Origin of the sequence: Streptomyces sp. NPDC051136 (assembly GCF_044455745.1) — a bacterium.
In the GTDB taxonomy this organism is placed as follows: domain Bacteria; phylum Actinomycetota; class Actinomycetes; order Streptomycetales; family Streptomycetaceae; genus Streptomyces.
The window spans coordinates 475,789-498,908 of the sequence record NZ_JBITFE010000006.1 but is presented as its reverse complement, the minus strand read 5'-3'; the positions used below and the strand labels follow the sequence as shown (position 1 = coordinate 498,908).

The window sequence follows — 23,120 nt, the reverse complement described above, 5'->3', positions numbered from 1 at the left end:
TGAATATGGATATGCACACTGTGGTGGTGGGGACGGCCGGGGTCACCGCGGCCGACGTCCTCGCCGTGGCGCGCGGCGGCGCCCGGATCGAACTCTCCGACGACGCGGTCGCCGCCCTGGCCGCGGCCCGCGGCATCGTGGACGCGCTGGCCGCCAAGCCGGATCCCGTGTACGGCGTCAGCACCGGCTTCGGCGCCCTGGCGACCCGGCACATCAGCCCCGACCTGCGGGCGCAGCTCCAGCGCAACATCGTGCGCTCGCACGCCGCCGGGATGGGCCCGCGCGTCGAGCGCGAGGTGGTCCGCGCGCTGATGTTCCTGCGGCTGAAGACCGTCTGCTCCGGCCACACCGGCGTGCGCCCCGAGGTCGCGCAGACGATGGCCGACGTGCTCAACGCCGGGATCACCCCGGTCGTGCATGAGTACGGCTCGCTGGGCTGCTCCGGCGACCTCGCACCGCTGTCGCACTGCGCGCTGACCCTCATGGGCGAGGGCGACGCCGAGGGCCCCGACGGCACCGTGCGGCCCGCCGGCGAGCTGCTCGCCGCGCACGGGATCACCCCGGTCGAGCTGCGCGAGAAGGAGGGCCTCGCCCTCCTCAACGGCACCGACGGCATGCTCGGCATGCTGATCATGGCCCTCGCCGACCTCGACACCCTCTACAAGTCGGCCGACATCACCGCCGCGCTGTCCATGGAGGCCCTGCTCGGCACCGACAAGGTGCTCGCCCCCGAGCTGCACGCCATCCGCCCGCACCCGGGTCAGGCCGCCAGCGCCGCCAACATGGCCGCCGTGCTCAAGGGCTCCGCCCTGACCGGGCACCACCAGGACGACGCCCCGCGCGTCCAGGACGCCTACTCGGTGCGCTGCGCCCCGCAGGTCGCCGGTGCCGGACGGGACACCATGGCCCACGCCGGCCTGGTCGCCGAGCGCGAGCTGGCCGCGGCCGTGGACAACCCGGTCGTCCTGCCCGACGGCCGCGTCGAGTCCAACGGCAACTTCCACGGCGCCCCGGTCGCCTACGTCCTGGACTTCCTCGCCGTCGCCGTCGCCGACCTGGGCTCCATCGCAGAGCGGCGTACCGACCGGCTGCTCGACAAGAACCGCAGCCACGGCCTGCCGCCGTTCCTGGCCGACGACGCGGGCGTCGACTCCGGGCTGATGATCGCCCAGTACACGCAGGCCGCGCTGGTCAGCGAGCTGAAGCGGCTCGCGGTACCGGCCTCCGCCGACTCCATCCCGTCCTCCGCCATGCAGGAGGACCACGTCTCCATGGGCTGGTCGGCGGCGCGCAAGCTGCGTACGGCCGTCGACAACCTCAGTCGCGTGATCGCCGTGGAGCTGTACGCCGCCACGCGCGCGATCGAGCTCCGCGAGGGTCTCGCCCCGGCCCCGGCCTCGCGGGCCGTCATCGACGCCGTACGGGCGGCCGGCGTCGAGGGACCCGGTCCGGACCGCTACCTGGCGCCCGACCTCGCCGCGGCGGACGCCTTCGTGCGCGCCGGGCACCTGGTCGCCGCGGCGGAGACGGTCACGGGGCCGCTGCGGTAACCGGCGGTGACGTGTGCGAGGGGGCCCCGGCGCGATGTCGGGGCCCCCTCGCGCCGTCCGCGCACGCCCCGGACGGCCGGGAAGATCTACCGTGGGTCAAGAAAACCAAAAGAAAGCCAAAAGACCGTCAGGTCGGCTCAGAAACCGAGGCGTTCCCGGCGCACCGAGTAGCCCACGAAGCCGGCGCCGAGACCGAGGCAGACGGCGCCGCCGACGACGTACGGCGTGCTGTCGAAGCTGCCGGTGTCGGCCAGCCGGGTGGTGCCCTCGCCGGTCGCCGCCGTGTCCGTAGCCGTGTCCGCGGACACGGCTCTCGCCTGGGCCGTGACCTGCGAGGACGGCGTCGCGGCCGCGGACTCGAGCACCGGTGCCTCGGGTGTCGCGTTGGCCGACGGGACGAACCAGAGGGCACACAGCAGGCCGCCCGCGGCGGTGGCGGTCAGCAAGGAACGGCGAGCGGATGACACGGAATATCGATCCCCTTGTGGCGCTGGCGAATTGGCCGTGTGGGCAGATGTTAGTGAAAGGCGCGGGTCACAGGAAAGTCACGCGAGGGGTCGGCCTTACGCTCCGGACATGAGCACTCCAGAGACATCACGGTTTGTACGGATTCGCGTCGAGCTGGTCCTCGAGATCGACGACGAGGAGGCCGTCACCGGAGCCGCACTCCAGGCCCTCGCCGACGACGCCGAGCTGTCCGGCGCGGAGCGGGCCGATTCCGAGCGCGCTGTGACGGAGGACACCGCAGAGGCGCTCGCCCACCTGGTGGACCCGTTCGACCTGGTCAGCGCGGTGCCCGGGGTCGAGCTCCAGCAGGCCTCCTGGAGCAGTGAGCAGATCGACTACGACCCCGACTCCCCCGAGTGGAACCTCGACGAGGATGATGGCGAGGAGAACGACCTGGAAGACGACGAAATGACGGTCGGCTGACGCGGTGTGGGGAAAATCCCGGCCCCGGGCGGCAACCGCCGTCCGGGGTTTCCTCGTCTCACGGTGCGCACTGACCGACGCCTCCCCGCGCCGCCGGAGCCCCCGCGGCAAACGTGGCATGGCCCACACCCGTGAGCGATGTGGAACGGGACGAACCGGTCGTAGCGTTGAAAGTTATTGACGGGGTATCTCGGGGTTTCGGGAATCGGCAACGATGGAGAAGCGTGTGATGACGGACGGTAAGCGGCGCAAGGGCCTGGCGGCCGCGTCCGCACTGCTCGGCGGTGTACTGGTGCTCTCTGCATGTTCCAGTGGCGACGCCGACACCTCCGGGGGTGGGGACGGCAAGACCTCGCAGGCCGAGGTCGACGAAGCGGCGGCCAAGAAGACGTCCGAGGCCCAGATCAAGATCACGCCCAAGGGCGGCTCGGACAACGCCTCCATCAACAACTCCGCCGGCGTCACCGTGAGCAAGGGCACGCTCACCGAGGTGAAGATGACCGCCTCGGACGGCACCGAGGTCAGCGGCGAGATATCCGCCGACAAGACCAGCTGGAAGCCGAGCGGCCAGCTGGAGCGCGCCACCAAGTACCAGATCACGGCGACCGCGCAGGACTCCGAGGGCCGCGCCGCCCACGAGAACGCGTCGTTCACCACGGTCTCCCCGCAGAACAGCTTCATCGGGAACTTCACCCCGGACGACGGCAAGACCGTCGGCGTCGGGATGCCCGTGTCGATCAACTTCGACAAGCAGATCACCGACAAGGCCGCCGTCCAGAAGGGCATCACGGTCAACAGCAGCAGCGGCCAGGAGGTCGCCTGCCACTGGTTCTCCACCCAGCGCATGGACTGCCGTCCCAAGGACTACTGGCAGGAGGGCTCGACCGTCACCCTCAAGCTGGCGCTCGACGGGGTAGAGGGCGCCGACGGCGTCTACGGCGTCCAGCAGAAGTCGGTCACCTTCAAGATCGGCCGCAACCAGGTCTCCTACGTCGACGCGAAGACCAAGCAGATGAAGGTCACGCAGGACGGCAAGACGGTCAAGACCATCCCGATCTCCGCCGGCTCCCCGGACAACAAGACCTACGAAGGCCAGATGGTGATCTCCGAGAAGTACAAGGAGACCCGGATGGACGGCTCGACCGTCGGCTTCACCGACGACGACGGCAAGGGCGAGTACGACATCAAGGACGTGCCGCACGCCATGCGCCTGAGCACCTCCGGCACCTTCATCCACGGCAACTACTGGGGCAAGGGCATCTTCGGCAACGTCAACACCAGCCACGGCTGCGTGGGCCTGGAGGACGCCAAGGGCGCCAACGACCCGAACACGCCCGGCGCCTGGTTCTACAACAACTCGATCATCGGTGACGTGGTCGTCGTCCAGAACACCGGCGACAAGACCGTCTCCCCGGACAACGGCCTCAACGGCTGGAACATGGACTGGGCCCAGTGGAAGGCGGGTTCGGCCGTCTGACGCCGAACTCCCGCCGGACCCGGCGCACTTCGCACGGGCGCCCGCCACTCCCCGCACGGGAGCGGCGGGCGCCCGCGCCTTTCCCGGCTTCTCATCCTTCTCTTACGCGGGCCTTATCCCTTCATCACGGGCCGTCCCTACTTTGCGGCCATGTTCTTCACCTACCTGAGGCGCGAACTGCGCCGCCGCAGAAAGGCGGCCCTCGTCGTCGCCTCCGGCCTGGCGCTGGGCATCGCGCTGGTCATCGTGGTCGGCTCCGTCTCCTCCGGCATGGGCCGGGCCCAGGACAAGGTCCTTCAGTCCCTGTACGGGCTGGGCACGGACATGACGGTCACCAAGGCCGCCGAGCCCTCGTCCGGGAGCACCGCCGAACGGCCGCGCTTCCGCTTCGACGCGCAGGACGACGGCGCCGAGAAGGAGCAGAGCACCGACCGCGTCATGGTGCAGGGCTTCCAGACCCTGGCCGGCTCGACCGTCGGCAAGGTCGCCGGGCAGAACGGGGTCGCCGACGCGGTGGGCGGCCTGAGCCTCCAAGTCGTCAAGGTCAGCGGCGAGTTCTCCCGCGGCCAGTTCCAGCAGGACGCCTCCGGCGGCACGGCCCAGGGGCAGGGGCAGGGGCAGGGGCAGGGCGGCGGCCCGGGCGGCGGGCAGTCCCCGCAGGGCCGCGTCCAGGGCGGCGGCGCCGACTTCGACGTCAACAGCTACTCCGTCTACGGCACCGACGTCACCGAGCCCGCCCTCGGCCCGCTGACCACGTCCGCCATCACCAGCGGACGCACCTTCGAGGCGTCGGAGACCGACGCGAAGGTCGCCGTCGCCGACTCGGCCTACGCCAAGGAGAAGAAGCTCAAGACCGGCAGCAAGGTCACCGTCAAGGACACCGAGTTCAAGATCGTCGGCATCGCCACGGCCGACAGCGGCGACGCGGCGGCCGACCTCTACGTGCCGCTCAAGCAGGCCCAGACGCTGGGCGACGCGAAGGACAAGGTCACCACGATCTACGTCAAGGCGACCGACTCGCAGCGGATCGACGGCGTCAAGTCCGCCATCCGGAAGAACATCCCGGGGACGACGGTCACCACCTCCGCCGACCTCGCCGACACCGTCTCCGGCTCACTCTCCACCGCCTCCTCGCTCGCCACCGGCGTCGGCAAGTGGCTGTCCGTCCTCGTCCTGGCGGCGGCGTTCCTGGTCGCCGGGCTGCTCACCTCGTCCGCCGTCTCCCGCCGGGTGCGCGAGTTCGGCACCCTCAAGGCGCTCGGCTGGCGCTCGGGCCGGGTCACCCGGCAGGTGATCGGCGAGGCCGTCGTCAACGGCCTGGTCGGCGGCGCCCTCGGCATCGCGCTCGGACTCGCCGGCGCGTACGCCTTCACGGCCGTCAGCCCGACGTTGCAGGCCCAGCTGGGCGGCGGCACGGGCGGGGGCGGCACGGGTGGTCCCGGCGGCTTCGGCGGCGGCGGTGGCATGGGCGGTCCCGGCCGGCAGACCGCCGCCAAGACCCTGGACATCGCGCTGACCGCGCCCGTCAGCCTCACCACCATCGCCCTCGCCGTCGCCCTCGCCGTGGCCGGCGGGCTCGTCGCCGGCGGTTTCGGCGGCTGGCGCGCCGCACGGCTGCGCCCCGCGGACGCCCTGCGCCGCGTCGAGTAGCTCCACCTTCCCCGTACTCCAGGAGTCGCACCATGTACCAACTCAGCGGCGTCACCAAGCGCTACACCCGCGGCAAGGCCGCCGTGCAGGCCCTCGACGGCGTCGACCTGACCATCGCCGACGGCGACCGGCTCGTCATCCAGGGCCCCACCGGCGGCGGCAAGTCCACCCTGTTGCAGATGCTGGGCGGTCTCGACCGGCCCAGCTCGGGCGAGGTCGTCCTCGACGGCACCGACCTCGCCACGCTCCCCGAGGCCCGGCTGACCCGGGTGCGCAGCGAGAGCATCGGCTTCGTCTTCCAGTCCTTCAACCTGATCCCGACCCTGACCGCCCAGGAGAACGTCGAGACCGCCCTGGTCCCGCTCGGCGTCCGGGCGGGGGACCGGCGCGAGAAGGCCGCCGAGGCCCTGGCCTCCGTCGGCCTCGGCGAACGCCTCGGTCACCTTCCCGGCGAGATGTCCGGCGGCCAGCAGCAGCGCGTCGCCATCGCCCGCGCCCTGGTGAAGCAGCCGAAGGTGCTCCTGGCCGACGAGCCCACCGGGAACCTCGACGAGTCGACCCGCGACGAGATCATGGAGGTGCTCGACCGCATGTGGCGGGAGCTGGGCCTCACGTTCGTCATGGTCACCCACGACTCGGCGATCGCCCGGAAGGCCCCACGCGTGGCCACCCTCCGCAAGGGCCGCATCACCGTCAAGGAGAACGCGTCGGCCTGACACCGGGCGCCGGCCACGACTCGGCGGGAGCCGGCACACCCGGCGGGGGATGGGGCCCGGAGCCCGGCGGGTGGGTCCGGGGGGCCCGGCGAGTCCGGTGGGACTGCGCCGGGCCCGGTGGGACTGCGCCGGGACCGGCGGGATGCACGGGATCCGTCGGGCCCCGGCGGGATTTCGACGCGGGCCGGGCGGCACCGCGTCGGGGGCTGCGGCCCGCACCGGTCGCAGCGGGAACGGAGCAGTGCGGCACGCGGCCCGGCGGATGCGGCCCGTGGAAGCGGTGTCTCCGGCGAGCCCCGTGTGCGCCCCGATGCGGGCCGGGCGGCGCCGTGTCGGGACCTGCGGGCCCCGTACCGGTCGCAGCGGAGACGGAGCAGGCCGGTCGGAGGCTTCCGTCCGCCGGCCGGACGCAGGCCGCCGGACGGAGGCCGCAGACCGGCCTGCGGTCTGCGGCCTCCGACGGGCCTGCGGTCTGCGGCCTCCGACGGGCCTGCGGTCTGCGGCCTCCGACGGGCCTGCGGTCTGCGGCCTCCGACGGGCCTGCGGTCTTCGGCCTGCGCGGCCTGCGGCCTTCTGGCGGGGCGAGCCGGCGGCACCGTGTCGGGGATTCGCGGCCCCGCGGAGACGGGGCAGGGCGGTGCCGCGCCGGTGGGCTGTGGCCGCCGCCGGGTCCTGTCGCCGACGCGGTGGAAATTCACGGGCGCGCGCGGACCGTCACGGTGGATCATGCGGCATGAGCCCCAGCGACTGGTACTTCACCGAAGACGTCGGCGACCTCCTCGCCCGCGCCACAGACTTCCTGCACTCGCGCCCCGACCTGCACACCGTGCCGCTGACGGTGACCGAGGCACTGCGTACGCACGGGGCGGCCGTGTACGGCTCCGCCGCACCCGCCTTCGGCCTGCTGGAACGGGCGGGGGAGGTCCGTGCGGTCTTCTTCCGCACCCCGCCCCACCACCTGGTCCTCACCCCCCTCACCCCCGAGGACGCCGACGGTCTCGCCGTCCGCCTGGCGCACCTCGGCCACCCGCTCCCCGGCGTCGACGGGGACCGCGACACCGCCGCGTCCTTCGCCGAGGCGTGGCAGCGGCACACGGGCGCGATACCGACGCTGAGCGAGCGCAAACGCCTGTACCGTCTGGGCGGCCTCACACCGCCCGAGCCGTCTCCTGCGGGCCGGGCGCGGATCGCGGGCGAGGCGGACCGCGAGCAGCTCGTGCTCTGGCACCGCGGGTTCGTCGCCGACGTCGGGGGAACCTCCGCCGCGGACGGCGAATCGTGGGCGGACACGCGCATCGCCGCGGGACGCGTCACGCTCTGGGAGACCCCGGACGGCACGCCCGTGTCCATGGCCGGTGTGTCCCCGCTGGTGGCCGGGCAGATCCGGATCGCACCCGTGTACACCCCGCCCCACCTGCGAGGCCGCGGTTACGGGGGCGCCGCGACGGTGGCGGCGAGCCGGGCGGCGCTCGGAGCGGGAGCGGCCCAGGTCCTGCTCTTCACCGACCTGGCCAACGCGACGAGCAACGCCCTCTACCAGCGGATCGGATACCGCCCGGTCGCGGACTTCGCGGTGTACGACTTCGCATCCGGCGCCCCGGCGGCCCGCTGAGGGCGCCGCCGCCATGCCCCACCGGGTCCGACCGGGTGGTCACACCCCGTCGGCCCGCGTCACGTCGGCAGCGAAGCCGTCGCGTCCGTCCCCCAGCTGGCCAGCAGGCGCAGCGCGTCCGCCGACGGGGAGCCGGGCTCCGCGTGGTAGGTGATGAAGGCCTGCTCGTCGTCGTCGACCAGGCGGAACGTCTCGAACGACAGGGTCAGGTCACCGACCAGCGGGTGCCGCATCCGCTTGACGCCGTAGCTCTTCTCCTTGACGTCGTGCGTGGCCCACAGCCGCCGGAACTCCTCGCTCTTCACCGACAGCTCGCCCACCAGCGCGGACAGCCGCGGGTCGTCCGGGTGCCGGCCCGCGTCCATGCGCAGGAAGCTGACCATGTCGTACGCCTTCTGGTCCCAGTCGATGAACAGCTCGCGGTAGTCCGGGTTCAGGAAGACCAGCCGCGCCCAGTTCCGCTCCGGGGCGGGCAGCTTGCCCCAGTCGCCGAAGAGGGCCGCGGCCATCCGGTTCCAGGCGAGGATCTCCGAGCGGCGGCCCGTCACGTACGCGGGCACCGTGTCGATCGACTCGAGGAGCTGGAGCAGCGCCACCCGCACCGGCTGCTTGCCCCGCGGGGCGCCGCTGCGCCTGCGCTGCTGCTTCGGCTTGGCCAGGTGCGTCAGGTGTGCCTGCTCGGCGTCGGTCAGCCGCAGGGCCCGGGCGATGGCGTCCAGGACCTCCGTCGACACGTTCTGCCCGTTGCCCTGTTCCAGACGGGTGTAGTACGCCACCGACACCCCGGCCAGCTGCGCCAGCTCCTCGCGCCGCAGCCCCGGCACCCTGCGCTGCCGCCCGAACGACTCCAGGCCCACGTCCTCCGGCTTCAGCCGCGCCCGCCGGGTGCGCAGGAACTCGCTCAGTTCGGCCCGCCGGTCAAGCTGTCCATCCATGGCTCCAGTATCACCGGACGTATTCCCGGTCGTACGCACACGAGCCTGTCCCCGTCAGTGGTACGCACGCTGGACGTACGCAAAGCCGTGGTCTGGGTGGAAGCGCAGGTCGCGGGCACAGTGGAAGCATCACCCAGTCACGTCGAGAGAATCCCGGAGAACCCGGCATGACCACTGTCGCCGCGTACGCAGCACCTGCCGCCAAGGCGCCGCTGGAGCGCACCACCATCGAGCGGCGCGAGGTGCGGGAACACGACGTCCTGATCGACATCAAGTTCGCCGGCATCTGCCACTCCGACATCCACCAGGTCCGTGAGGGCTGGGGCGAGGCCATCTTCCCGATGGTCCCCGGTCACGAGATCGCGGGCGTCGTCTCCGAGGTCGGCCCCGGCGTCACCAAGTTCGCCGTCGGCGACCGGGTGGGCGTCGGCTGCATGGTCGACTCCTGCCGCGAGTGCGAGAACTGCAAGGCCGGCCGTGAGCAGTACTGCACGGGCGGCAACGTGATGACGTACAACGGCATCGGCAAGGACGGCGAGCCCACCTACGGCGGCTACTCGGAGAAGGTCGTCGTCGACGAGAACTTCGTCCTCGGCATCCCCGAGGGCATCGCCCTGGACGAGGCCGCGCCCCTGCTGTGCGCCGGCATCACCACGTACTCCCCGCTCAAGCGCTGGAACGCGGGTCCCGGCAAGAAGGTCGCCGTCGTCGGCATGGGCGGCCTCGGCCACATGGCCGTCAAGCTCGCGCACGCCCTGGGCGCCGAGGTGACCGTGCTGTCGCAGTCCCTGCGCAAGAAGGACGACGGCCTGAAGCTGGGCGCCGACCACTACTACGCCACCAGCGACCCGGCCACCTTCGAGGAGCTGGCCGGCACCTTCGACCTGATCGTCTCCACGGTCTCGGCCCCCCTCGACTTCGCCGCCTACCTGGGACTGCTGAAGACGGAGGGCACGCTGGCCAACGTCGGTGCCCCCGAGGAGCCGGTCTCGCTGAACCTGTTCGCGCTGCTCGGCGGCGGCAAGTCCCTCTCCGGATCCATGATCGGCGGCATCGCCGAGACCCAGGAGATGCTGGACTTCTGCGCGGAGCACGGCATCGGCGCCGAGATCGAGCTGATCGCCGCGTCCGAGGTCAACGAGGCCTACGAGCGGGTCCTGGCCAGCGACGTCCGCTACCGCTTCGTGATCGACACCGCGACGATCTGACCCCGGGCCCCGGCACAGGACCGGGGCGGGGGAGCGGTACGCCGAAGGCGGAGGCAGCCTGCCACGGGCAGGCTGCCTCCGCCTTCACGGCACGCATGCCTCGGTGCGAAGCTCCGGGACTAGTTCACCAGGACGTCGAGGAGAAAGAGGAGCACTCCGAGGCACCCCAGGGCGATCCCGATCCACACGAGTCTGGCGAGCATCTTCTGCTTCCTGTCCGTCATGACGTGCAGGCGTCGATCATTCCGATGCCCGCTCCGACGAGTCCGATTCCGGTGCCGATGGCCGCCAGGGACGCCGGCGTGCTGAGCCCGCCCGAGCCGATGGCACTGGCTATCCCGGCGCCGGTCGAGATCGCCCCGCCGAGCACCGACAGCCCTCCGCCGATGCAGCCGAGGAGACTCGTGCCGGTGGGGTCGGTGTGGTTGACCGGGTCTCCGGCCGCGTACAGATAGGCGTTCTGCTCCTCACCGGCCGGGTCGGGCTGGGTGAAGCGGCCGAGGCCGGGGTCGTAGTACCGGGCGTCCATCTGGTAGAGGCCGGTCGGGTCGAGGTAGGTGCTGGTGTAGCGGAACGGCTGGTCGGTGCCGCTGTTGACGCGCGGCTCACCGTACGGTCCGTAGGAGTAGGTGGCCGTGCGCCTGCCGCTCGCGTCGACCAGGCCGACGACGGAGTTCTGGGCGTCGGTCAGGTAGTACTGGCTGGCGCCCCCGCTCCTCATGGCGACCAGCGTGCCCGAGGGCTCGCGGACGAAACCCGTGGCCGCGCCGGAGACGCTCCGGCCGGTGATGCCCACGGCGGCGTTGGTGAAGGTCGAGGAACCGGCCTTGAGACGCTGGGTGTTGTCGGTGCCCGCGTAGGTCTGGTCGGTGGTGGTGCCGGACTGGGTGTAGGAGCCGAGCTGGGTGAACGGCGTCCAGGTCTCGCCGGTACGGGTACCGGTCGGGCTCGCGGCCGAGGTCTCGTTGCCCGCGCCGTCGTAGGCGAAGCCGTCGTCGCCGTCGAACGAGGTCAGTTCGCCGGCGTCGTTGTAGACGGCCTTCTGCTCGGCGTCGTCGCAGCCGGCCGGCAGCGAGGTCCCCGAGGAACGCCCGGTGCGGTTGCCGGCCTTGTCGTAGCAGTACGACCAGCCGGCCGTCGTGGAGCCGGACTCGGTCTCCACGGCCTTGGTCAGGCGGCCCATCGAGTCGTAGGTGTAGGCGAGGGCGGCGCCGTCGGTGGTGCGCTTGCGGATCCTGTCGGTGTCCTTGCCCGCGTTCGCGTAGTCGTAGGAGATCGACGACAGCGTCGTGGAACCCGACTTGACCTCGATCTTCGTCGGACGGCTCGAGTCGTCGGAGGTGACGGTCTGCGTCGTGCCGCCGGGGAAGACGGTCTTGGTGCGCTTGCCGTTGTCGTCGTAGGTGTACGTCGTCTTCGCGCCACCGGGCTCGGTGACCGAGGTCAGTTCGTTGGCGTCGTCGTAGCCGTACGTCACCGTGCCCGCGGGGTCGGTGGCGGTGGCGACGTTGCCGGTGGCGTCGTACGTGATGGACGTCGCCGGGCTGCCGGGCAGGACCCGGGTGCGCTCGCGGTTCTGCTCGTCGTAGGTGAACGTCGACGTGCCGGCCGGGGTGGTGCGGGTCCTGAGGTTGCCGTCGGCGTCATAGGTGAAGGTGGCCGTGGCGCCGCCGGCGGTCTGGGTCTTGACGCGGTCGCGGTTGTCGTAGGTGTAGCTGGTGGTGACCCCACGGCCGTCGGTCACCGTCTTCTGGCGGCCGAGGTCGTCGTAGGTGTAGGTGATCGCCTTGAGCGGGGACGGCGGGGTGACCTTGGTCAGGTTGCCCTTGGAGTCGTAGCTGTAGCTCGTCTTCTTGTCCCGCGGGTCGGTGGCGCTGCACCGCTGGCCGGGCAGGCCGCCGCACTCCATGGTCCCGGACTCGGGGTTGTAGTCGTAGGTCCACTTGGCGCCGGTGCCGCCGGTCGTCGAGTCGGTCGAGGTCAGCAGGTTGCCGGAGGTGTCGTAGGCGTTGGTCGTCTTCTCCGCCGAGGCCGTGGTGGCGTTCTCCGGGAAGTAGCCGCTGCCCTTCTTCACCCAGGTCACCGTCGCCGACGCCCCGGTGGGGATGGTGACGGTGGTGGGGTTGAAGACGCTGTCGTACTTGTAGCTGGTGACGTTGCCGTCCTCCGGGGCCGCGCCCATCGCGTCCGTGGCGGTGGCGACGTCGTTGTCCGGTCCCCAGGACTTCGAGCGGGTGTGGCCGAGGGGGTCCTCGGTCTTCTTGGTGCGCCAGTAGCCGTCCACCGTCTTGAGCGTGTTCTTGCCGCGCGGGTCGGTGACGCGGACGACGCCTTCGGCGTCGGGGTTGTTGTCGGGGGGCAGGATCCAGCGGAACGCCGTGGTGTTGCCGGCGCCGGTGGAGTTGGTGACCACCCGGGTGACGGAGGCGACCTTGTCGCTGTCCCAGGTGAACTTCGTCTGCCGCCCCTCCGCCGTGGTCACCTTGGTCAGGCGGCCGGAGGAGTCGTAGTCGAAGGTCGTGGTCTTGCCGTCGGTGTCGGTGAACGTCTTGATCAGATCGCCGCTGTAGGTGTAGCCGACCGTCCGGCCCGTGTTGTCGGTGACCTTGGTGATGTGCTTGCCGTCGTTGGTGAAGGTCAGCGTGCGCCCGGAGGCCGACGTGATCTTCGAGGTGAAGTTCCCGGAGTAGGCGATGGTGGTGGCGTTGCCGTTCTTGTCCTCCACCTTCGACACCCGCGCGGCGCCGGTGGTGCCCGAACGGGAGAAGGTCGTCTTCTCACCGGTCCGGCGGCTGATCAGCGTGAAGGACTTCTTGTCCGACGCCTCGGTCAGGTCCTGCTTGTAACCCCTGGCCGGGGTGAGGGCCGAGCCGGAGCGGGCGAAGACGCCGACGGTGCCGGTGGGGCCCTGCACGGAGACGCCGTCGGGGGTGGGCTCCTCGACGCGGTAGTCGGCGCCGGAGGTGGCGTTCCAGCCGGCACCGTTGAGGCTGTTGAAGGTGTTGCCGTAGGACAGCCCCGGGCCGGCGTCGGCGATGTCGAAGCCGTCGACGGTCAGCAGCAGGTTGCCGTTGCCGTAGTTGACCTGGGCGCTGACACCGTCCGAGAGCTGCGCGGTGAAGAACTCCGACCAGGGCACCTGCCCGACGCCGAGGGCGTAGAAGCCGGGATCGGCCGCGGCCGACTCGACCACCGGCCGGCCGGCCTGCCCGGTCGCCCTGAACGGGGTGCTTGCCGAAGCCTTGGTCACCCCCAGCGGCGAGGGGGCCGGCCGGGCCGAGGTGGCGGCGGTGGCGGACGGGGCCGGTTGCGGTCGTGCGGTGGCCGGGACGGCGGCGGCCACGGTGGCGGTCGCGGTGGTCACCGCCATGATCGCCAGCGGCAGCCAGTGCCTACGCCGACGCGTCACGGGCATGCGAGGATTCACGAAGGTCTCTCCGATGCGTTGAATGACGAGGGAGCAGGGCCTTTCCGGGGCGGCACCCCTGCACGGGTGCCGCCCCGTCCTGCTCGGAGGAAGTCGTACGGTTTCACCTGGCCGACGTCGCTGCGCCGGCGCCGGGACCCCGCGTCAGCAGCGCTTGGACGTGCGGGTGTGCAGCTGCTGCGGGTCGTCGGGGATGCTCATGGTCCCGTCGCCCGAGGTGCACTCGTCCACCGTCTTGGCGGCGTTGCCCCAGAATTCCTGGGAGTGGGTGCCGAACACGTCCTTGCGGCCCACCAGCGCGTTGCGCTCGTAGGACCACACGCCGACCGTCAGGTCGAACTCGATGTTCTTGTCCAGGAACGACTTCCAGACCCACACGTAGCCGTAGTTCTCGTCGCACTGGGCCGAGTAGAACTGCTTGACCGAGGCGATCTTCTCCGTGCCCCGGTAGATGTACTCCGTCGTACCGATCTGCGCGGCGTCCGCGCACACCCCCGCGGCCGTCGCCGCGCTGCTCAGCGGATTGCCGGCCTCCGTACCCGCCGTCCCCGCGGCCCGGTTCGCCGCCTGCTGCTGCGGTGTCTGCCCCGGCCCCGTCGCCGCCGAGGCAACCCCGCCGCCCAGCACCGACAACGCTGTCGCCGCAGTCACGGCCGCGGCAAGACCCGTCACACGCGCACGCTTCACGTGCACTACCCCCTTGGAAAGACGCACAGCCCCCAGCCACCCGAAACCTCAGCCGGGCACCCGCGTAATGGAAGGCGCACCCGCCCGGTGCGCCTCCCTATCCTCACCACGACCCCCACCGGAACCGCACATTCCAAAGCCGGGAATACCGAGCGTAGTCAGATGACTGTCCGTAAAACCACGGATTTCCGCGCATGGAGCCTGTGTAACGCAGGAAGATGAGCGCGAGGGGCAGGGTTTCGCAGGGCGAGAGGGGTGGGCGGTGGCAGCCTCTGGGAAAGCGCTCTCTCCGTGTGACGTGTGTGACATACATGAGTCTTCGGGGGCAGGGAACGCGGCATAGTTTCGCCGGGCGGAGCGGGTGGATCGGGTGGGGGGATCGGGGTGGGGCGGTTCGAGTCGGAGCGGATCGAGTGGGTGGGCGATCCGAGCCCTCGATCCGGCCATGCCGGCCCGTTCCCGTCGGGACCTGGTGCGGCCGTACGCCGGGTACCGCCACCGGGGCACGGTGACGGTGCCGGGCCGGCCGGGACGCTGACCGCTCAGCGGGCCGCCGGGTGGCGACGGCGGCGCAGTGCCGGGTCGAGCAGCGCGGGCGGGGCGTCGAACTTCTCGTGCGCGGCCAGGTCGGTGCCGGGCGCGGCGACGGCGTCGATCGCGTCGAGGACGTCGTCGGAGAGCGCGGTGTCGGCGGCTGCGAGCTGGGAGTGCAGGTGGTCCAGGGTCCGGGGCCCGATGAGCGCGCCGGTGACGGCGGGGTGCGCGGTCACGAAGCCGAGCGCGAGCTGGATCAGGGTCAGCCCGGCCTCGTCGGCGATCGCGGCGAGCTTCTCGACGGCGTCGAGCCGGGCCCGGTTGGCGGGCAGGGCGGGGTCGAAGCGCTCGGGCAGGACCGCCGACCGGTGCGTGGCGACCGTCTGCCCCGCGCGCACTGCGCCGGACAGCCAGCCCGAGGCGAGCGGGCTCCACACCAGCACGCCGAGCCCGTACTGCTCGGCCACCGGCAGCACGTGGCTCTCGATCCCGCGCTGGAGGAGGGAGTAGCTGGGCTGCTCCGTGACGTACCGGCTCAGCCGGTGCTCGCGGGCGGCCCACTGCGCCTCCACGATCCGGTACGCGGGGAAGGTCGAGGAGCCGAAGTACCGGATCTTCCCGGCGCGCTGGAGGTCGGTGAGCGCGGACAGCGTCTCCTCGTCACTCGTGCTCGGGTCCCACCGGTGGATCTGGTAGAGGTCGACGTGGTCGACGCCGAGCCTGCGCAGGCTGTTGTCCAGCTCGGTGACCAGCCAACGCCGCGAGGAGCCCTGGTGGTTGGGCTCGTCGCTCATCGGCATGTTCGCCTTGGTGGCCAGCACGATGTCGTCGCGGCGCCCGGCGATCGCCTTGCCGACCATCTCCTCGGACTCGCCGCCGCTGTACCAGTCGGCGGTGTCGATGAGGTTGATCCCGCCCTCCAGGGCGGCGTCGACGATGGCGGTGGCCTCGTCCTGGGTGGTGCGCCCGATGGCGCCGAAGTTCATGGCGCCGAGCGCGAGCGAGCTGACCTGCACACCGGTGCGGCCCAAGGTGCGGTACTGCATGACGATTCCTCCACGGGATGGCTTGCGGGGTGGATCGAGGCATGACGTGGTGGCGGGCTCCACGCTCTGGCATCATGGAAGGCCAAGCGGAACACCGTCCCGTTTACCCGGCCAACGATACGGAACGGTGTCCCGTTTATCAACCGACGAAGGGAACGGCACGGTGCAGGACGGCGAAGCGGAGACGCGGCGGGTGAACACGGGCCAGGCGGGCGAGGGCCGGGCGGGCGAGGGTCAGTCGGGCACGGGCCGGGCGACGACGGCGCAGGCGTCCTCCCGGCCCAAGCGCGCCGACGCCCGGCGCAACGAGAGGTCCCTGCTCGACGCCGCCGCCGCGGTGTTCGTCAGGGCGGGCGTGGAGGCTCCGGTACGCGACATCGCGGCCGAGGCGGGCGTCGGCACGGCCACGATCTACCGCCACTTCCCGACCCGGGCGGACCTCATCATCGGCGTCTACCGTCACCAGGTGGAGGCCTGCGCCGAGGCCGGCCCCGCCCTGCTGGCGAGCAGCCCGACCCCGTACGCCGCCCTGGCCAGCTGGATCGACCTGTTCGTCGACTTCCTGGTCACCAAGCACGGCCTCGCCGCGGTCCTCCAGTCCGACAACACCGGCTTCGAGACCCTGCACGCGTACTTCCTCGACCGCCTGGTCCCGGTCTGCACCGACCTCCTCGCCGCGGCGACCGCCTCCGGCGAGATCCGCACCGACGTACCGGCCATCGCCCTCATGCGCGGCGTCGGCAACCTCTGCATCGGCGCGGAAAACCCCGACCCGCGCTACGACGCGCGGCAACTGGTGGGGGTGCTGATCGCGGGGTTGCGCCGGAGGGGCTGACAGCGGACCGGCGGGACGAGGCGGCGGGTGGGGTGTGCGCGCCGCGTTCGGCTACTCGGGCCGGCCGGAGGGGCCGGTGCGCGACTTCGGCATCGACGTGGACTGACGCGTCCACAGCGTGAGGTCGCTGCTCGTCGCCACGGCGATGGTGTGCCCTGAGGGTGAGAAGCCGGCCGCCCGGAAGGTGGAGTAGCAGGAGTGGAAGATGTGCCACCACTTCTCTCCGTGCGGACCGGCGTGCGGGAGCCCGCCGCCGCGGGACAGCAGCACGCGTTCGTTCGGCCAGGCCGGGGTGACGACTTCCAGACGCCAGCCGTCCCGGGTCCGGTGGTGCAGGCCGCCGCCGAAGAGCCCCGCGATGTGCACCCTGCTACCGGCGATCGGTCCGAGCCCCGGGCAGGTCAGGTCGGCGACCCCTTCGGGAGTGCTGTCCTCGTCGCGGGGGTCGCGGTTCCTGGCGAGCCTTTCCCCGGTGACGGCGTCGAAGAGGCCGTGGCCGTCGTTCGAGACGACCATGACCAGGTCATGGCCGGTGCCGGGGTCCGATGCGAAACCGATGCCGATCAATCCGCCGACCGGGACGAGGGGGAGGGCCTGCCAGGGTTCGGGGGCGGTCGTCACGGGCGCCGCGAGCAGCCGGTCCCGCATCGCCTGTTGGTACGCGGAGAGCTCCGGTCCGCGCCCCGGACGCTCGCCGGAATCGGAGGTCGTCGGCCGGGACATCGGTCTCCCTGAGGTGTGCGGGTGGATGTGCGGCCGGGGGCCGGGACGACGGTCTCACGGGCGCAGGCCGCTCAGCACGTCGTCCGCCGCGGGATACGGCCGCTCCACGGGCAGCAGGGCCCGGGCCGCGTCGAGGTCGTCCTCGCCCACCAGGGCGTGGATCTCGTGGGCGAGCGGTGTCACGTCGCGGACGGCGACCGTCCACTCGTCGGCGTAGCGGCGGGCGGCCTCGCCGGAGAGACCGAGCTGCAGGGAGCGGTACGGCAGGGGGCGCAGGCGCAGGTCCCGCTCGGGGTCCCACTGGACGCGGGTGGGCGAACGCTTCAACGCGCGCCGCCAGGCGGCCCGGTCACCGTGCACGCCGGGCACGTGGCTGGACAGGCACGCGTGGCGCAGGGCCCATTCGAAGCCCTCGCGGCTGATCTCGACGGCGAGGACGGTCTCCTGACCCGGCTTGGCGGCCCAGCCGCAGCGGTACATCATCCACAGGAACGAGGGCTTGATCCACGTCATCCTGTCCCGCTTCCAGGCGGCGGGAAAGCGTCCCTCCCGGGCGGCGGGGAGGCCGATCTCCGGGGTGTACGCCTGGTAGACGGTGACGGTGGACGCCGTGTGGTCCGCCCGGATCCGGTGTCGCGGTTCCTGCATGCCGTACAGCTTGTGGCGTGGGCCGGACGCGGGCCACCCGTTTTCCGCGGAGACGGCCGCCCCCGAGGGGAGCGCGAAGGCCGGGCGTGGAATCGTCGGGGGGCCTCGTGCGTTGCACGCAGGGTGGGCATGAAAGGCCGGTCGTGTGCGGGCCGAGCAGCCCGGGTGACCGAGCCGAGAGAGACATTGGAGGGCCGCAATGGCTGCGCAGACGCAGAGGGCCGTGCTGGCGGGCGGATGCTTCTGGGGGATGGAGGAGCTGATCCGTCGGCTGCCGGGCGTGACCGCGACCCGGGTCGGCTACACCGGGGGTGACGTGCCGAACGCGACGTACCGCGACCACGGCACGCACGCGGAGGCCATCGAGATCCTCTACGACCCCGAGGCGACCGACTACCGCGCGCTTCTGGAGTTCTTCTTCCAGATCCACGACCCGAGCACCAAGAACCGCCAGGGCAACGACATCGGCCTCAGCTACCGCTCGGCGATCTACTACGTCGACGACGAGCAGAAGCGGATCGCGGAGGACACCATCGCCGACGTGGACGCCTCCGGACTGTGGCCCGGCAAGGTCGTCACCGAGGTGGAGCCGGTCGGCCCCTTCTGGGAGGCCGAGCCGGAGCACCAGGACTACCTGCAGCGGTACCCGGACGGGTACACCTGCCACTTCCCGCGACCGGGCTGGCGGCTGCCCGCTCGCGGCGAAGGCTGAGCGACAGCGGGTGAGCGGAGGGCGGTCCGGCCGGGTCACGGCCGGACCGTCGTCGTATGCGCGTCCCCGGTGCTCAGTGGGGCAGCGTCGCCGGGCTGCCGCCGTTCGCCTCGTAACCTGCGACCGCGAGCGCGCGGTAGACCGCGAACTCCGCCGCCGGGTCGGCCGACAGCGTCCAGGGCAGGGCGCCCACGTGACCGTCTATGACCGTCAGCTGGTTCATCGCCTCGGCCCAGCGCTCGCCGCGGACCAGGAAGAAGACCAGCAGATGGCGGACGTGCGCCTGCATCGGGTCGTCCGGGCGGGCCGAGTGGACCGCGTGCAGCGCGCCGTGGACGGCCTTGGTGACGACCTCGCTCTGGTAGAAGCCGGCGACCAGGTTGACCTCGGGCAGGTGCTCGAAGACCGCGAAGAGCGGCAGCGCCGCGAGGAGCGAACCCTGCGGGGCGCGGGCGGCCGCCGCCTCCGCGAAGGAGTACGCCAGGTCGCGCGAGCCGTGCCACTTCTCGCACCAGTACTGCAGGGCGGCCAGGTGCGCGCCCATGTGATGCGGAGCGCGGTCCAGGATCTTCAGCCAGAGCTGCTCGAACTCCTCGCGCGGGTAGCCGAGGCCGCGGGCCACCGACAGCTCGACGATGTACGGCACGGGGTCACCGGGGGCAAGAAGGGCCGCCTCGCCGCAGGCCGCCCTCGCCTCCTCCATGATGATCCGGAAGTCGTCCGTGCCCGGCGTCGCCGTCCGCCACGCCTGCTGCACCAGGAACTCGGCGTGCACCGCCGCGCCGCCCGCGTCCTTCGGGACCTCGGCCCGCCACACCCGCAGCCACTGCCCGCCCGGCGTCTGCCCCACACCGCCCGGCCGCTGCCGCAGCTCCAGCGACGCGGCACCGGCGAAGGCCTGCACGCGCTGCCAGCGCCGCTCGCCCGCCGCCTCCGTGCCGGCGAGGAGCTGCTGCGCCCCCCGGTAGTCCTGGGAGCGCTGCACCAGGTCCAGGACGTCCAGCAGGTCCTGGTCGGGCCCCGGCATGCGGACGTCCAGCTCCTCTTCGCGGGCGAAGCCGTAGTTCGCCGGGTCCGCCGCGTCCGGGTGGCCGGGCGGGACCAGGCCGACCGCGCCGCGCCGGCGCCGCGAGAGTTGGAGCAGCACGAAGCCGAGCATGACCAGTGCCATCAGGACCCACAGAATCTCCATGTCTCAAGCGAACCAGACGCCGCCGACAATTGGCCAACCCGTCCCGCGCCCTGTGGAAAACGCACGAGGCGTTCCGCACGGCTACCCTCGGTGCTCATGAGCGACAGGCACATCAGTCAGCACTTCGAGACGCTCGCGATTCACGCGGGCAACACCGCCGATCCCCTGACGGGCGCGGTCGTCCCGCCGATCTATCAGGTGTCGACCTACAAGCAGGACGGCGTCGGGGGGTTGCGCGGCGGCTACGAGTACAGCCGCAGCGCGAACCCGACCCGCACGGCCCTGGAGGAGAACCTCGCCGCCCTGGAGGGCGGCCGTCGCGGTCTCGCGTTCGCGTCCGGACTGGCGGCCGAGGACTGCCTGTTGCGTACGCTGCTGCGCCCCGGCGACCACGTGGTGATCCCCAACGACGCCTATGGCGGCACCTTCCGCCTCTTCGCCAAGGTCGCCACCCGGTGGGGCGTGGAGTGGTCGGTCGCCGACACCGGCGACGCCGCCGCCGTACGGGCCGCCCTCACCCCGAAGACCAAGGTGGTGTGGGTGGAGACCCCCTCCAACCCGCTGCTCGGCATCACCGACATCGCCCAGGTCGCCCAGGTCGCCCGGGACGCCGGCGCCCGGCTCGTCGTCGACAACACCTTCGCCACCCCGTACCTCCAGCAGCCGCTGGCGCTCGGCGCCGACGTCGTCGTGCACTCGCTGACGAAGTACATGGGCGGGCACTCGGACGTCGTGGGCGGCGCGCTGATCGTCGACGACCAGGAGCTGGGCGAGGAGCTGGCGTTCCACCAGAACGCGATGGGCGCGGTCGCCGGGCCCTTCGACTCCTGGCTGGTGCTGCGCGGCACCAAGACCCTCGCGGTGCGCATGGACCGGCACAGCGAGAACGCGACCAAGGTCGCCGAGATGCTCTCGCGGCACCCGCGCGTGACGAGCGTGCTGTACCCGGGGCTGCCCGAGCACCCCGGGCACGAGGTCGCCGCCAAGCAGATGAAGGCGTTCGGCGGCATGGTGTCGTTCCGCGTCGAGGGCGGCGAGCAGGCGGCCGTCGCGGTGTGCGACCGGGCGAAGGTCTTCACGCTCGGCGAGTCCCTCGGCGGCGTCGAGTCGCTGATCGAGCACCCGGGCCGGATGACGCACGCCTCCGCGGCCGGCTCCGCCCTGGAGGTGCCCTCGGACCTGGTGCGGCTGTCGGTCGGCATCGAGAACGCCGAGGACCTGCTGGCCGACCTCCAGCAGGCGCTGGGCTAGCGGACCGGGTTCACCAGCCCTCCCAGCCGGTCACGGGCGGGGTCGTCTCCGAAGGCGGCTCCGCCCACGGCTGTGCGGTCAGCGCCCACACCGTGAACACCACGGCCGCGGCGCCCATCAGCAGCCACATCAGGCGGCGGGCCGCCCTCCTGCGCCGCAGTATGCGCCCGCCCCTGCGCACGGCCTCGGCGTACAGGTCGGGCGGCACCCGGGGCGGTGACTGCTCCATGAGCCGCCGCGCGGCCGCCTCGCGCCGGGCCCGGTTCACCGGCACCTCCCGGCGCACCACGCGCGCGTACCCCTCGTACCCCTCGCGCCGCCGGGCCGGGACCCGGCCGCGGCATGTGACCCGGTGGCGGACGCGACGCCTGCCCCGGCGTTGGCCGTAGCACTCGTTCCGGTATCGGTCGCCGCCCCGGCGCTGGTCGCAGCGGCCGCCCCACTGCCGGTCGCGGCTTCCGCCCCGGCGCTGGTCGCAGCGCCCGCCCCGGTGTCGGTCGCGGCCTCCGCCCCGGCGACGGTCCCGGCACCTGACCCGGCGACGGTCCCGGCACCTGCCCCGGTGTCGGTCGCAAGGCCGGTCCCGGTGCCGGTCGCGGGATCGCTCTTCGCGTCGTTCGCCGGATGCGTCCGCCCGTCCGTCGCCCCGCCCGTCATGGCGTCGCCGCCTCGGCTCCGGTCGGCTTCGCCGCCATCGGGCGGGCCGGCGCCGGTTGCGGGTTCAGGAGCGTGGCCGTCGCCCGGGCGCAGATCGCCCGCACGCGGTCCACGGGCAGGCCCAGCAGCGCGGCAGCCTGTTCCTCGGCCACGCCTTCGTACAGCCTGAGCACCAGGACCAGGCGTTCCTGCGGGGCGAGGCCGCCCAAGGTGCCCGCGGGGCGTCTGAGGGTCCGGGCGAGCACGCCGTACCGGTGCCAGACCTCGCGGGCGAACCGCGTGGCCAGGTACTGGCGGGCGCGGTCGTACGGGTCCTCCCCGTGCAGCCGGTCCCAGGACGCGTACGTGTGCGCCAGGCTCAGGGCCAGCAGGCGCCGCGCGTGCGGATTGGCGTCCGGGGCCTCGGCGGTGAGCAGGGTGGCGGCATGCAGCAGCCGCCCTGCCGCACCCGCGACGAACGCCTCGAACTCGCGGGCCCGACGGGCACCGTGGGACGCATGCCGATCTCGCACCGCGCCTCCCGCCCGGACGGCGACGACCCCTGAGGTCTCATATCAGGCCAGGGGCGGCCCGCCGGTCAAGGGTTCGGCGCGAACCCCGCTCCGAAAGCCGCGGAGCCACGGAGGCGGGAGCCACGGAGACGGGAGCCACGGCGGCGGGAACCACGGAAGCGTGAGCCGCGGCGGTGGGAGCCCGAGAAGCGCCGAACCGCGTGCGGCTGCGAAAGGCGTGCGATCGGGTCAGGAGCCCGAAGGCGTCTCGGCGGCCGCCACGCCGGAGGGGGCCATCCGTGCGGACAGGGCACCGTTGAAACGGGCCAGGAGGGCGCAGAACGTCTCGCGCTCCTCCGGCGCCCAGTCGCGGGTCAGCTCGGCCATGAGCTGACGACGGGAGGAGCGGACCTCGTCCAGCCGTGCCACGCCGCGCGGGGACAGCTGCAGGACCACCGCGCGTCCGTCCTCGGGGTGGGAGGTCCGCTTGACGAGTCCCGTGTCCACGAGCGGAGCCACCTGCCGGGTGACCGTGGAGGAGTCGATGCCCATGCTCGCGGCGAGCGCCTTCACGCCCATCGGGCCCTCCTTGTCGAGCCGGTTGAGCAGCAGGTACGCGGCGCGGTCCATGGAGTTGCGCACCTGTCCGACCCCGCCGAGCCGGGTCTGTTCGGCGCGGCGGGCGAAGAGCGCGACCTCGTGCTGGAGCGTCTCGAGAAGACCGGTGTCACCGGCGGTCGTCATGTCCATCGACATTTCAGGCGTTGTGGGCATGGCCGGGGGCTCACTTCGTGGAGGGCTGCTAATTGGGGGACAGGGTACGCGGCCGGGCGCCGAGG

At 72.0% G+C, this 23,120-nt stretch carries 21 protein-coding genes; 10 read left to right on the top strand and 11 right to left on the bottom strand.

All coding sequences use genetic code 11. The annotated features are described in order from the left end of the window. Positions 1 to 11 precede the first annotated feature (11 nt). Entirely contained in the window at positions 12 to 1,550 is a 1,539-nt protein-coding gene (gene hutH / locus ACIBCJ_RS20175; protein WP_362104571.1) for a histidine ammonia-lyase, read from the top strand. A gap of 137 nt (positions 1,551 to 1,687) precedes the next feature. Here hutH and ACIBCJ_RS20170 read toward each other — a convergent pair whose 3' ends face one another. After that, complete coding sequence (locus ACIBCJ_RS20170; protein WP_362104430.1) at positions 1,688 to 2,017, bottom strand: hypothetical protein; 330 nt, start codon at positions 2,015 to 2,017, stop codon at positions 1,688 to 1,690. A 109-nt stretch (positions 2,018 to 2,126) separates the two neighbouring features. Between ACIBCJ_RS20170 and ACIBCJ_RS20165 the strand changes: the two genes are divergently transcribed. The 5 genes from ACIBCJ_RS20165 (at position 2,127) to ACIBCJ_RS20145 (ending at position 7,935) form a co-directional block, all read left to right on the top strand. Continuing rightward, positions 2,127 to 2,480, top strand: coding sequence for a hypothetical protein (locus ACIBCJ_RS20165; protein WP_362104432.1), 354 nt, complete (start codon positions 2,127 to 2,129; stop codon positions 2,478 to 2,480). A gap of 229 nt (positions 2,481 to 2,709) precedes the next feature. Then, positions 2,710 to 3,957 carry an Ig-like domain-containing protein gene (locus ACIBCJ_RS20160; protein ID WP_362104434.1) on the top strand — a complete coding sequence of 416 codons (1,248 nt, stop codon included), beginning with the start codon at positions 2,710 to 2,712 and terminating at the stop codon, positions 3,955 to 3,957. A gap of 150 nt (positions 3,958 to 4,107) precedes the next feature. After that, positions 4,108 to 5,607 carry an ABC transporter permease gene (locus tag ACIBCJ_RS20155; RefSeq protein ID WP_365980084.1) on the top strand — a complete coding sequence of 500 codons (1,500 nt, stop codon included), beginning with the start codon at positions 4,108 to 4,110 and terminating at the stop codon, positions 5,605 to 5,607. Between the two features lie 32 nt (positions 5,608 to 5,639). Then, complete coding sequence (locus ACIBCJ_RS20150; RefSeq protein WP_362104438.1) at positions 5,640 to 6,323, top strand: ABC transporter ATP-binding protein; 684 nt, start codon at positions 5,640 to 5,642, stop codon at positions 6,321 to 6,323. A 733-nt stretch (positions 6,324 to 7,056) separates the two neighbouring features. Continuing rightward, a complete protein-coding gene (locus ACIBCJ_RS20145) occupies positions 7,057 to 7,935 on the top strand; it encodes a GNAT family N-acetyltransferase (protein WP_362513430.1) in 879 nt (292 codons plus the stop codon). A gap of 59 nt (positions 7,936 to 7,994) precedes the next feature. Here ACIBCJ_RS20145 and ACIBCJ_RS20140 read toward each other — a convergent pair whose 3' ends face one another. Next, positions 7,995 to 8,870 (bottom strand): helix-turn-helix transcriptional regulator, encoded by an 876-nt coding sequence (locus ACIBCJ_RS20140; protein ID WP_365980083.1) that lies wholly within the window; start codon positions 8,868 to 8,870, stop codon positions 7,995 to 7,997. Between the two features lie 167 nt (positions 8,871 to 9,037). Between ACIBCJ_RS20140 and ACIBCJ_RS20135 the strand changes: the two genes are divergently transcribed. Continuing rightward, complete coding sequence (locus tag ACIBCJ_RS20135) at positions 9,038 to 10,078, top strand: NAD(P)-dependent alcohol dehydrogenase (RefSeq protein ID WP_362104444.1); 1,041 nt, start codon at positions 9,038 to 9,040, stop codon at positions 10,076 to 10,078. A 220-nt stretch (positions 10,079 to 10,298) separates the two neighbouring features. On the opposite strand, the gene ACIBCJ_RS20130 is transcribed toward ACIBCJ_RS20135, so the two are convergent. From ACIBCJ_RS20130 to ACIBCJ_RS20120, 3 genes are all read right to left on the bottom strand, one after another. Beyond that, complete coding sequence (locus ACIBCJ_RS20130) at positions 10,299 to 13,493, bottom strand: RHS repeat-associated core domain-containing protein (RefSeq protein WP_365980082.1); 3,195 nt, start codon at positions 13,491 to 13,493, stop codon at positions 10,299 to 10,301. Between the two features lie 156 nt (positions 13,494 to 13,649). Next, complete coding sequence (locus ACIBCJ_RS20125) at positions 13,650 to 14,192, bottom strand: hypothetical protein (RefSeq protein WP_362104448.1); 543 nt, start codon at positions 14,190 to 14,192, stop codon at positions 13,650 to 13,652. Between the two features lie 542 nt (positions 14,193 to 14,734). After that, complete coding sequence (locus tag ACIBCJ_RS20120) at positions 14,735 to 15,772, bottom strand: aldo/keto reductase (protein ID WP_365980081.1); 1,038 nt, start codon at positions 15,770 to 15,772, stop codon at positions 14,735 to 14,737. 193 nt (positions 15,773 to 15,965) lie between these two features. On the opposite strand from ACIBCJ_RS20120, the gene ACIBCJ_RS20115 reads away from it, so the two are divergent. After that, positions 15,966 to 16,607 (top strand): TetR/AcrR family transcriptional regulator, encoded by a 642-nt coding sequence (locus ACIBCJ_RS20115; RefSeq protein ID WP_399282908.1) that lies wholly within the window; start codon positions 15,966 to 15,968, stop codon positions 16,605 to 16,607. 51 nt (positions 16,608 to 16,658) lie between these two features. On the opposite strand, the gene ACIBCJ_RS20110 is transcribed toward ACIBCJ_RS20115, so the two are convergent. Together ACIBCJ_RS20110 and ACIBCJ_RS20105 are read right to left on the bottom strand one after the other, a co-directional pair. After that, positions 16,659 to 17,330, bottom strand: a complete 672-nt coding sequence (locus ACIBCJ_RS20110; RefSeq protein WP_365980080.1) for a hypothetical protein — start codon at positions 17,328 to 17,330, stop codon at positions 16,659 to 16,661. 54 nt (positions 17,331 to 17,384) lie between these two features. Further along, entirely contained in the window at positions 17,385 to 17,978 is a 594-nt protein-coding gene (locus ACIBCJ_RS20105) for a DUF4291 domain-containing protein (protein WP_365980079.1), read from the bottom strand. Between the two features lie 199 nt (positions 17,979 to 18,177). On the opposite strand from ACIBCJ_RS20105, the gene msrA reads away from it, so the two are divergent. Then, positions 18,178 to 18,690 carry a peptide-methionine (S)-S-oxide reductase MsrA gene (gene msrA, locus ACIBCJ_RS20100; protein ID WP_133887085.1) on the top strand — a complete coding sequence of 171 codons (513 nt, stop codon included), beginning with the start codon at positions 18,178 to 18,180 and terminating at the stop codon, positions 18,688 to 18,690. 73 nt (positions 18,691 to 18,763) lie between these two features. Here the strand turns inward: msrA and ACIBCJ_RS20095 are convergent, their stop codons facing one another. After that, positions 18,764 to 19,882, bottom strand: a complete 1,119-nt coding sequence (locus ACIBCJ_RS20095) for a hypothetical protein (protein ID WP_365980078.1) — start codon at positions 19,880 to 19,882, stop codon at positions 18,764 to 18,766. Between the two features lie 96 nt (positions 19,883 to 19,978). On the opposite strand from ACIBCJ_RS20095, the gene ACIBCJ_RS20090 reads away from it, so the two are divergent. Further along, positions 19,979 to 21,133: a cystathionine gamma-synthase gene (locus ACIBCJ_RS20090; protein ID WP_362104461.1), complete on the top strand. Its 1,155-nt coding sequence runs from the start codon at positions 19,979 to 19,981 to the stop codon at positions 21,131 to 21,133. Positions 21,134 to 21,143: 10 nt separating this feature from the next. On the opposite strand, the gene ACIBCJ_RS20085 is transcribed toward ACIBCJ_RS20090, so the two are convergent. The 3 genes from ACIBCJ_RS20085 to ACIBCJ_RS20075 form a co-directional block, all read right to left on the bottom strand. Then, positions 21,144 to 21,401 carry a hypothetical protein gene (locus ACIBCJ_RS20085; protein ID WP_362506615.1) on the bottom strand — a complete coding sequence of 86 codons (258 nt, stop codon included), beginning with the start codon at positions 21,399 to 21,401 and terminating at the stop codon, positions 21,144 to 21,146. A gap of 385 nt (positions 21,402 to 21,786) precedes the next feature. Then, positions 21,787 to 22,302, bottom strand: coding sequence for a sigma factor-like helix-turn-helix DNA-binding protein (locus tag ACIBCJ_RS20080; protein WP_365980077.1), 516 nt, complete (start codon positions 22,300 to 22,302; stop codon positions 21,787 to 21,789). 228 nt (positions 22,303 to 22,530) lie between these two features. Further along, positions 22,531 to 23,037, bottom strand: coding sequence for a MarR family transcriptional regulator (locus ACIBCJ_RS20075; RefSeq protein ID WP_362104575.1), 507 nt, complete (start codon positions 23,035 to 23,037; stop codon positions 22,531 to 22,533). Positions 23,038 to 23,120: the final 83 nt, after the last annotated feature.

Bases quoted from the DNA above. Each gene is read 5' to 3' on its own strand.
- hutH (WP_362104571.1), top strand. From the start codon at position 12: ATGCACACTGTGGTGGTGGGGACGGCCGGGGTCACCGCGGCCGACGTC.
- ACIBCJ_RS20165 (WP_362104432.1), top strand. From the start codon at position 2,127: ATGAGCACTCCAGAGACATCACGGTTTGTACGGATTCGCGTCGAGCTG.
- ACIBCJ_RS20160 (WP_362104434.1), top strand. From the start codon at position 2,710: ATGACGGACGGTAAGCGGCGCAAGGGCCTGGCGGCCGCGTCCGCACTG.
- ACIBCJ_RS20155 (WP_365980084.1), top strand. From the start codon at position 4,108: ATGTTCTTCACCTACCTGAGGCGCGAACTGCGCCGCCGCAGAAAGGCG.
- ACIBCJ_RS20150 (WP_362104438.1), top strand. From the start codon at position 5,640: ATGTACCAACTCAGCGGCGTCACCAAGCGCTACACCCGCGGCAAGGCC.
- ACIBCJ_RS20145 (WP_362513430.1), top strand. From the start codon at position 7,057: ATGAGCCCCAGCGACTGGTACTTCACCGAAGACGTCGGCGACCTCCTC.
- ACIBCJ_RS20140 (WP_365980083.1), bottom strand. From the start codon at position 8,870: ATGGATGGACAGCTTGACCGGCGGGCCGAACTGAGCGAGTTCCTGCGC.
- ACIBCJ_RS20135 (WP_362104444.1), top strand. From the start codon at position 9,038: ATGACCACTGTCGCCGCGTACGCAGCACCTGCCGCCAAGGCGCCGCTG.
- ACIBCJ_RS20130 (WP_365980082.1), bottom strand. From the start codon at position 13,493: ATGCCCGTGACGCGTCGGCGTAGGCACTGGCTGCCGCTGGCGATCATG.
- ACIBCJ_RS20120 (WP_365980081.1), bottom strand. From the start codon at position 15,772: ATGCAGTACCGCACCTTGGGCCGCACCGGTGTGCAGGTCAGCTCGCTC.
- ACIBCJ_RS20110 (WP_365980080.1), bottom strand. From the start codon at position 17,330: ATGTCCCGGCCGACGACCTCCGATTCCGGCGAGCGTCCGGGGCGCGGA.
- ACIBCJ_RS20105 (WP_365980079.1), bottom strand. From the start codon at position 17,978: ATGCAGGAACCGCGACACCGGATCCGGGCGGACCACACGGCGTCCACC.
- msrA (WP_133887085.1), top strand. From the start codon at position 18,178: ATGGCTGCGCAGACGCAGAGGGCCGTGCTGGCGGGCGGATGCTTCTGG.
- ACIBCJ_RS20095 (WP_365980078.1), bottom strand. From the start codon at position 19,882: ATGGAGATTCTGTGGGTCCTGATGGCACTGGTCATGCTCGGCTTCGTG.
- ACIBCJ_RS20090 (WP_362104461.1), top strand. From the start codon at position 19,979: ATGAGCGACAGGCACATCAGTCAGCACTTCGAGACGCTCGCGATTCAC.
- ACIBCJ_RS20075 (WP_362104575.1), bottom strand. From the start codon at position 23,037: ATGTCGATGGACATGACGACCGCCGGTGACACCGGTCTTCTCGAGACG.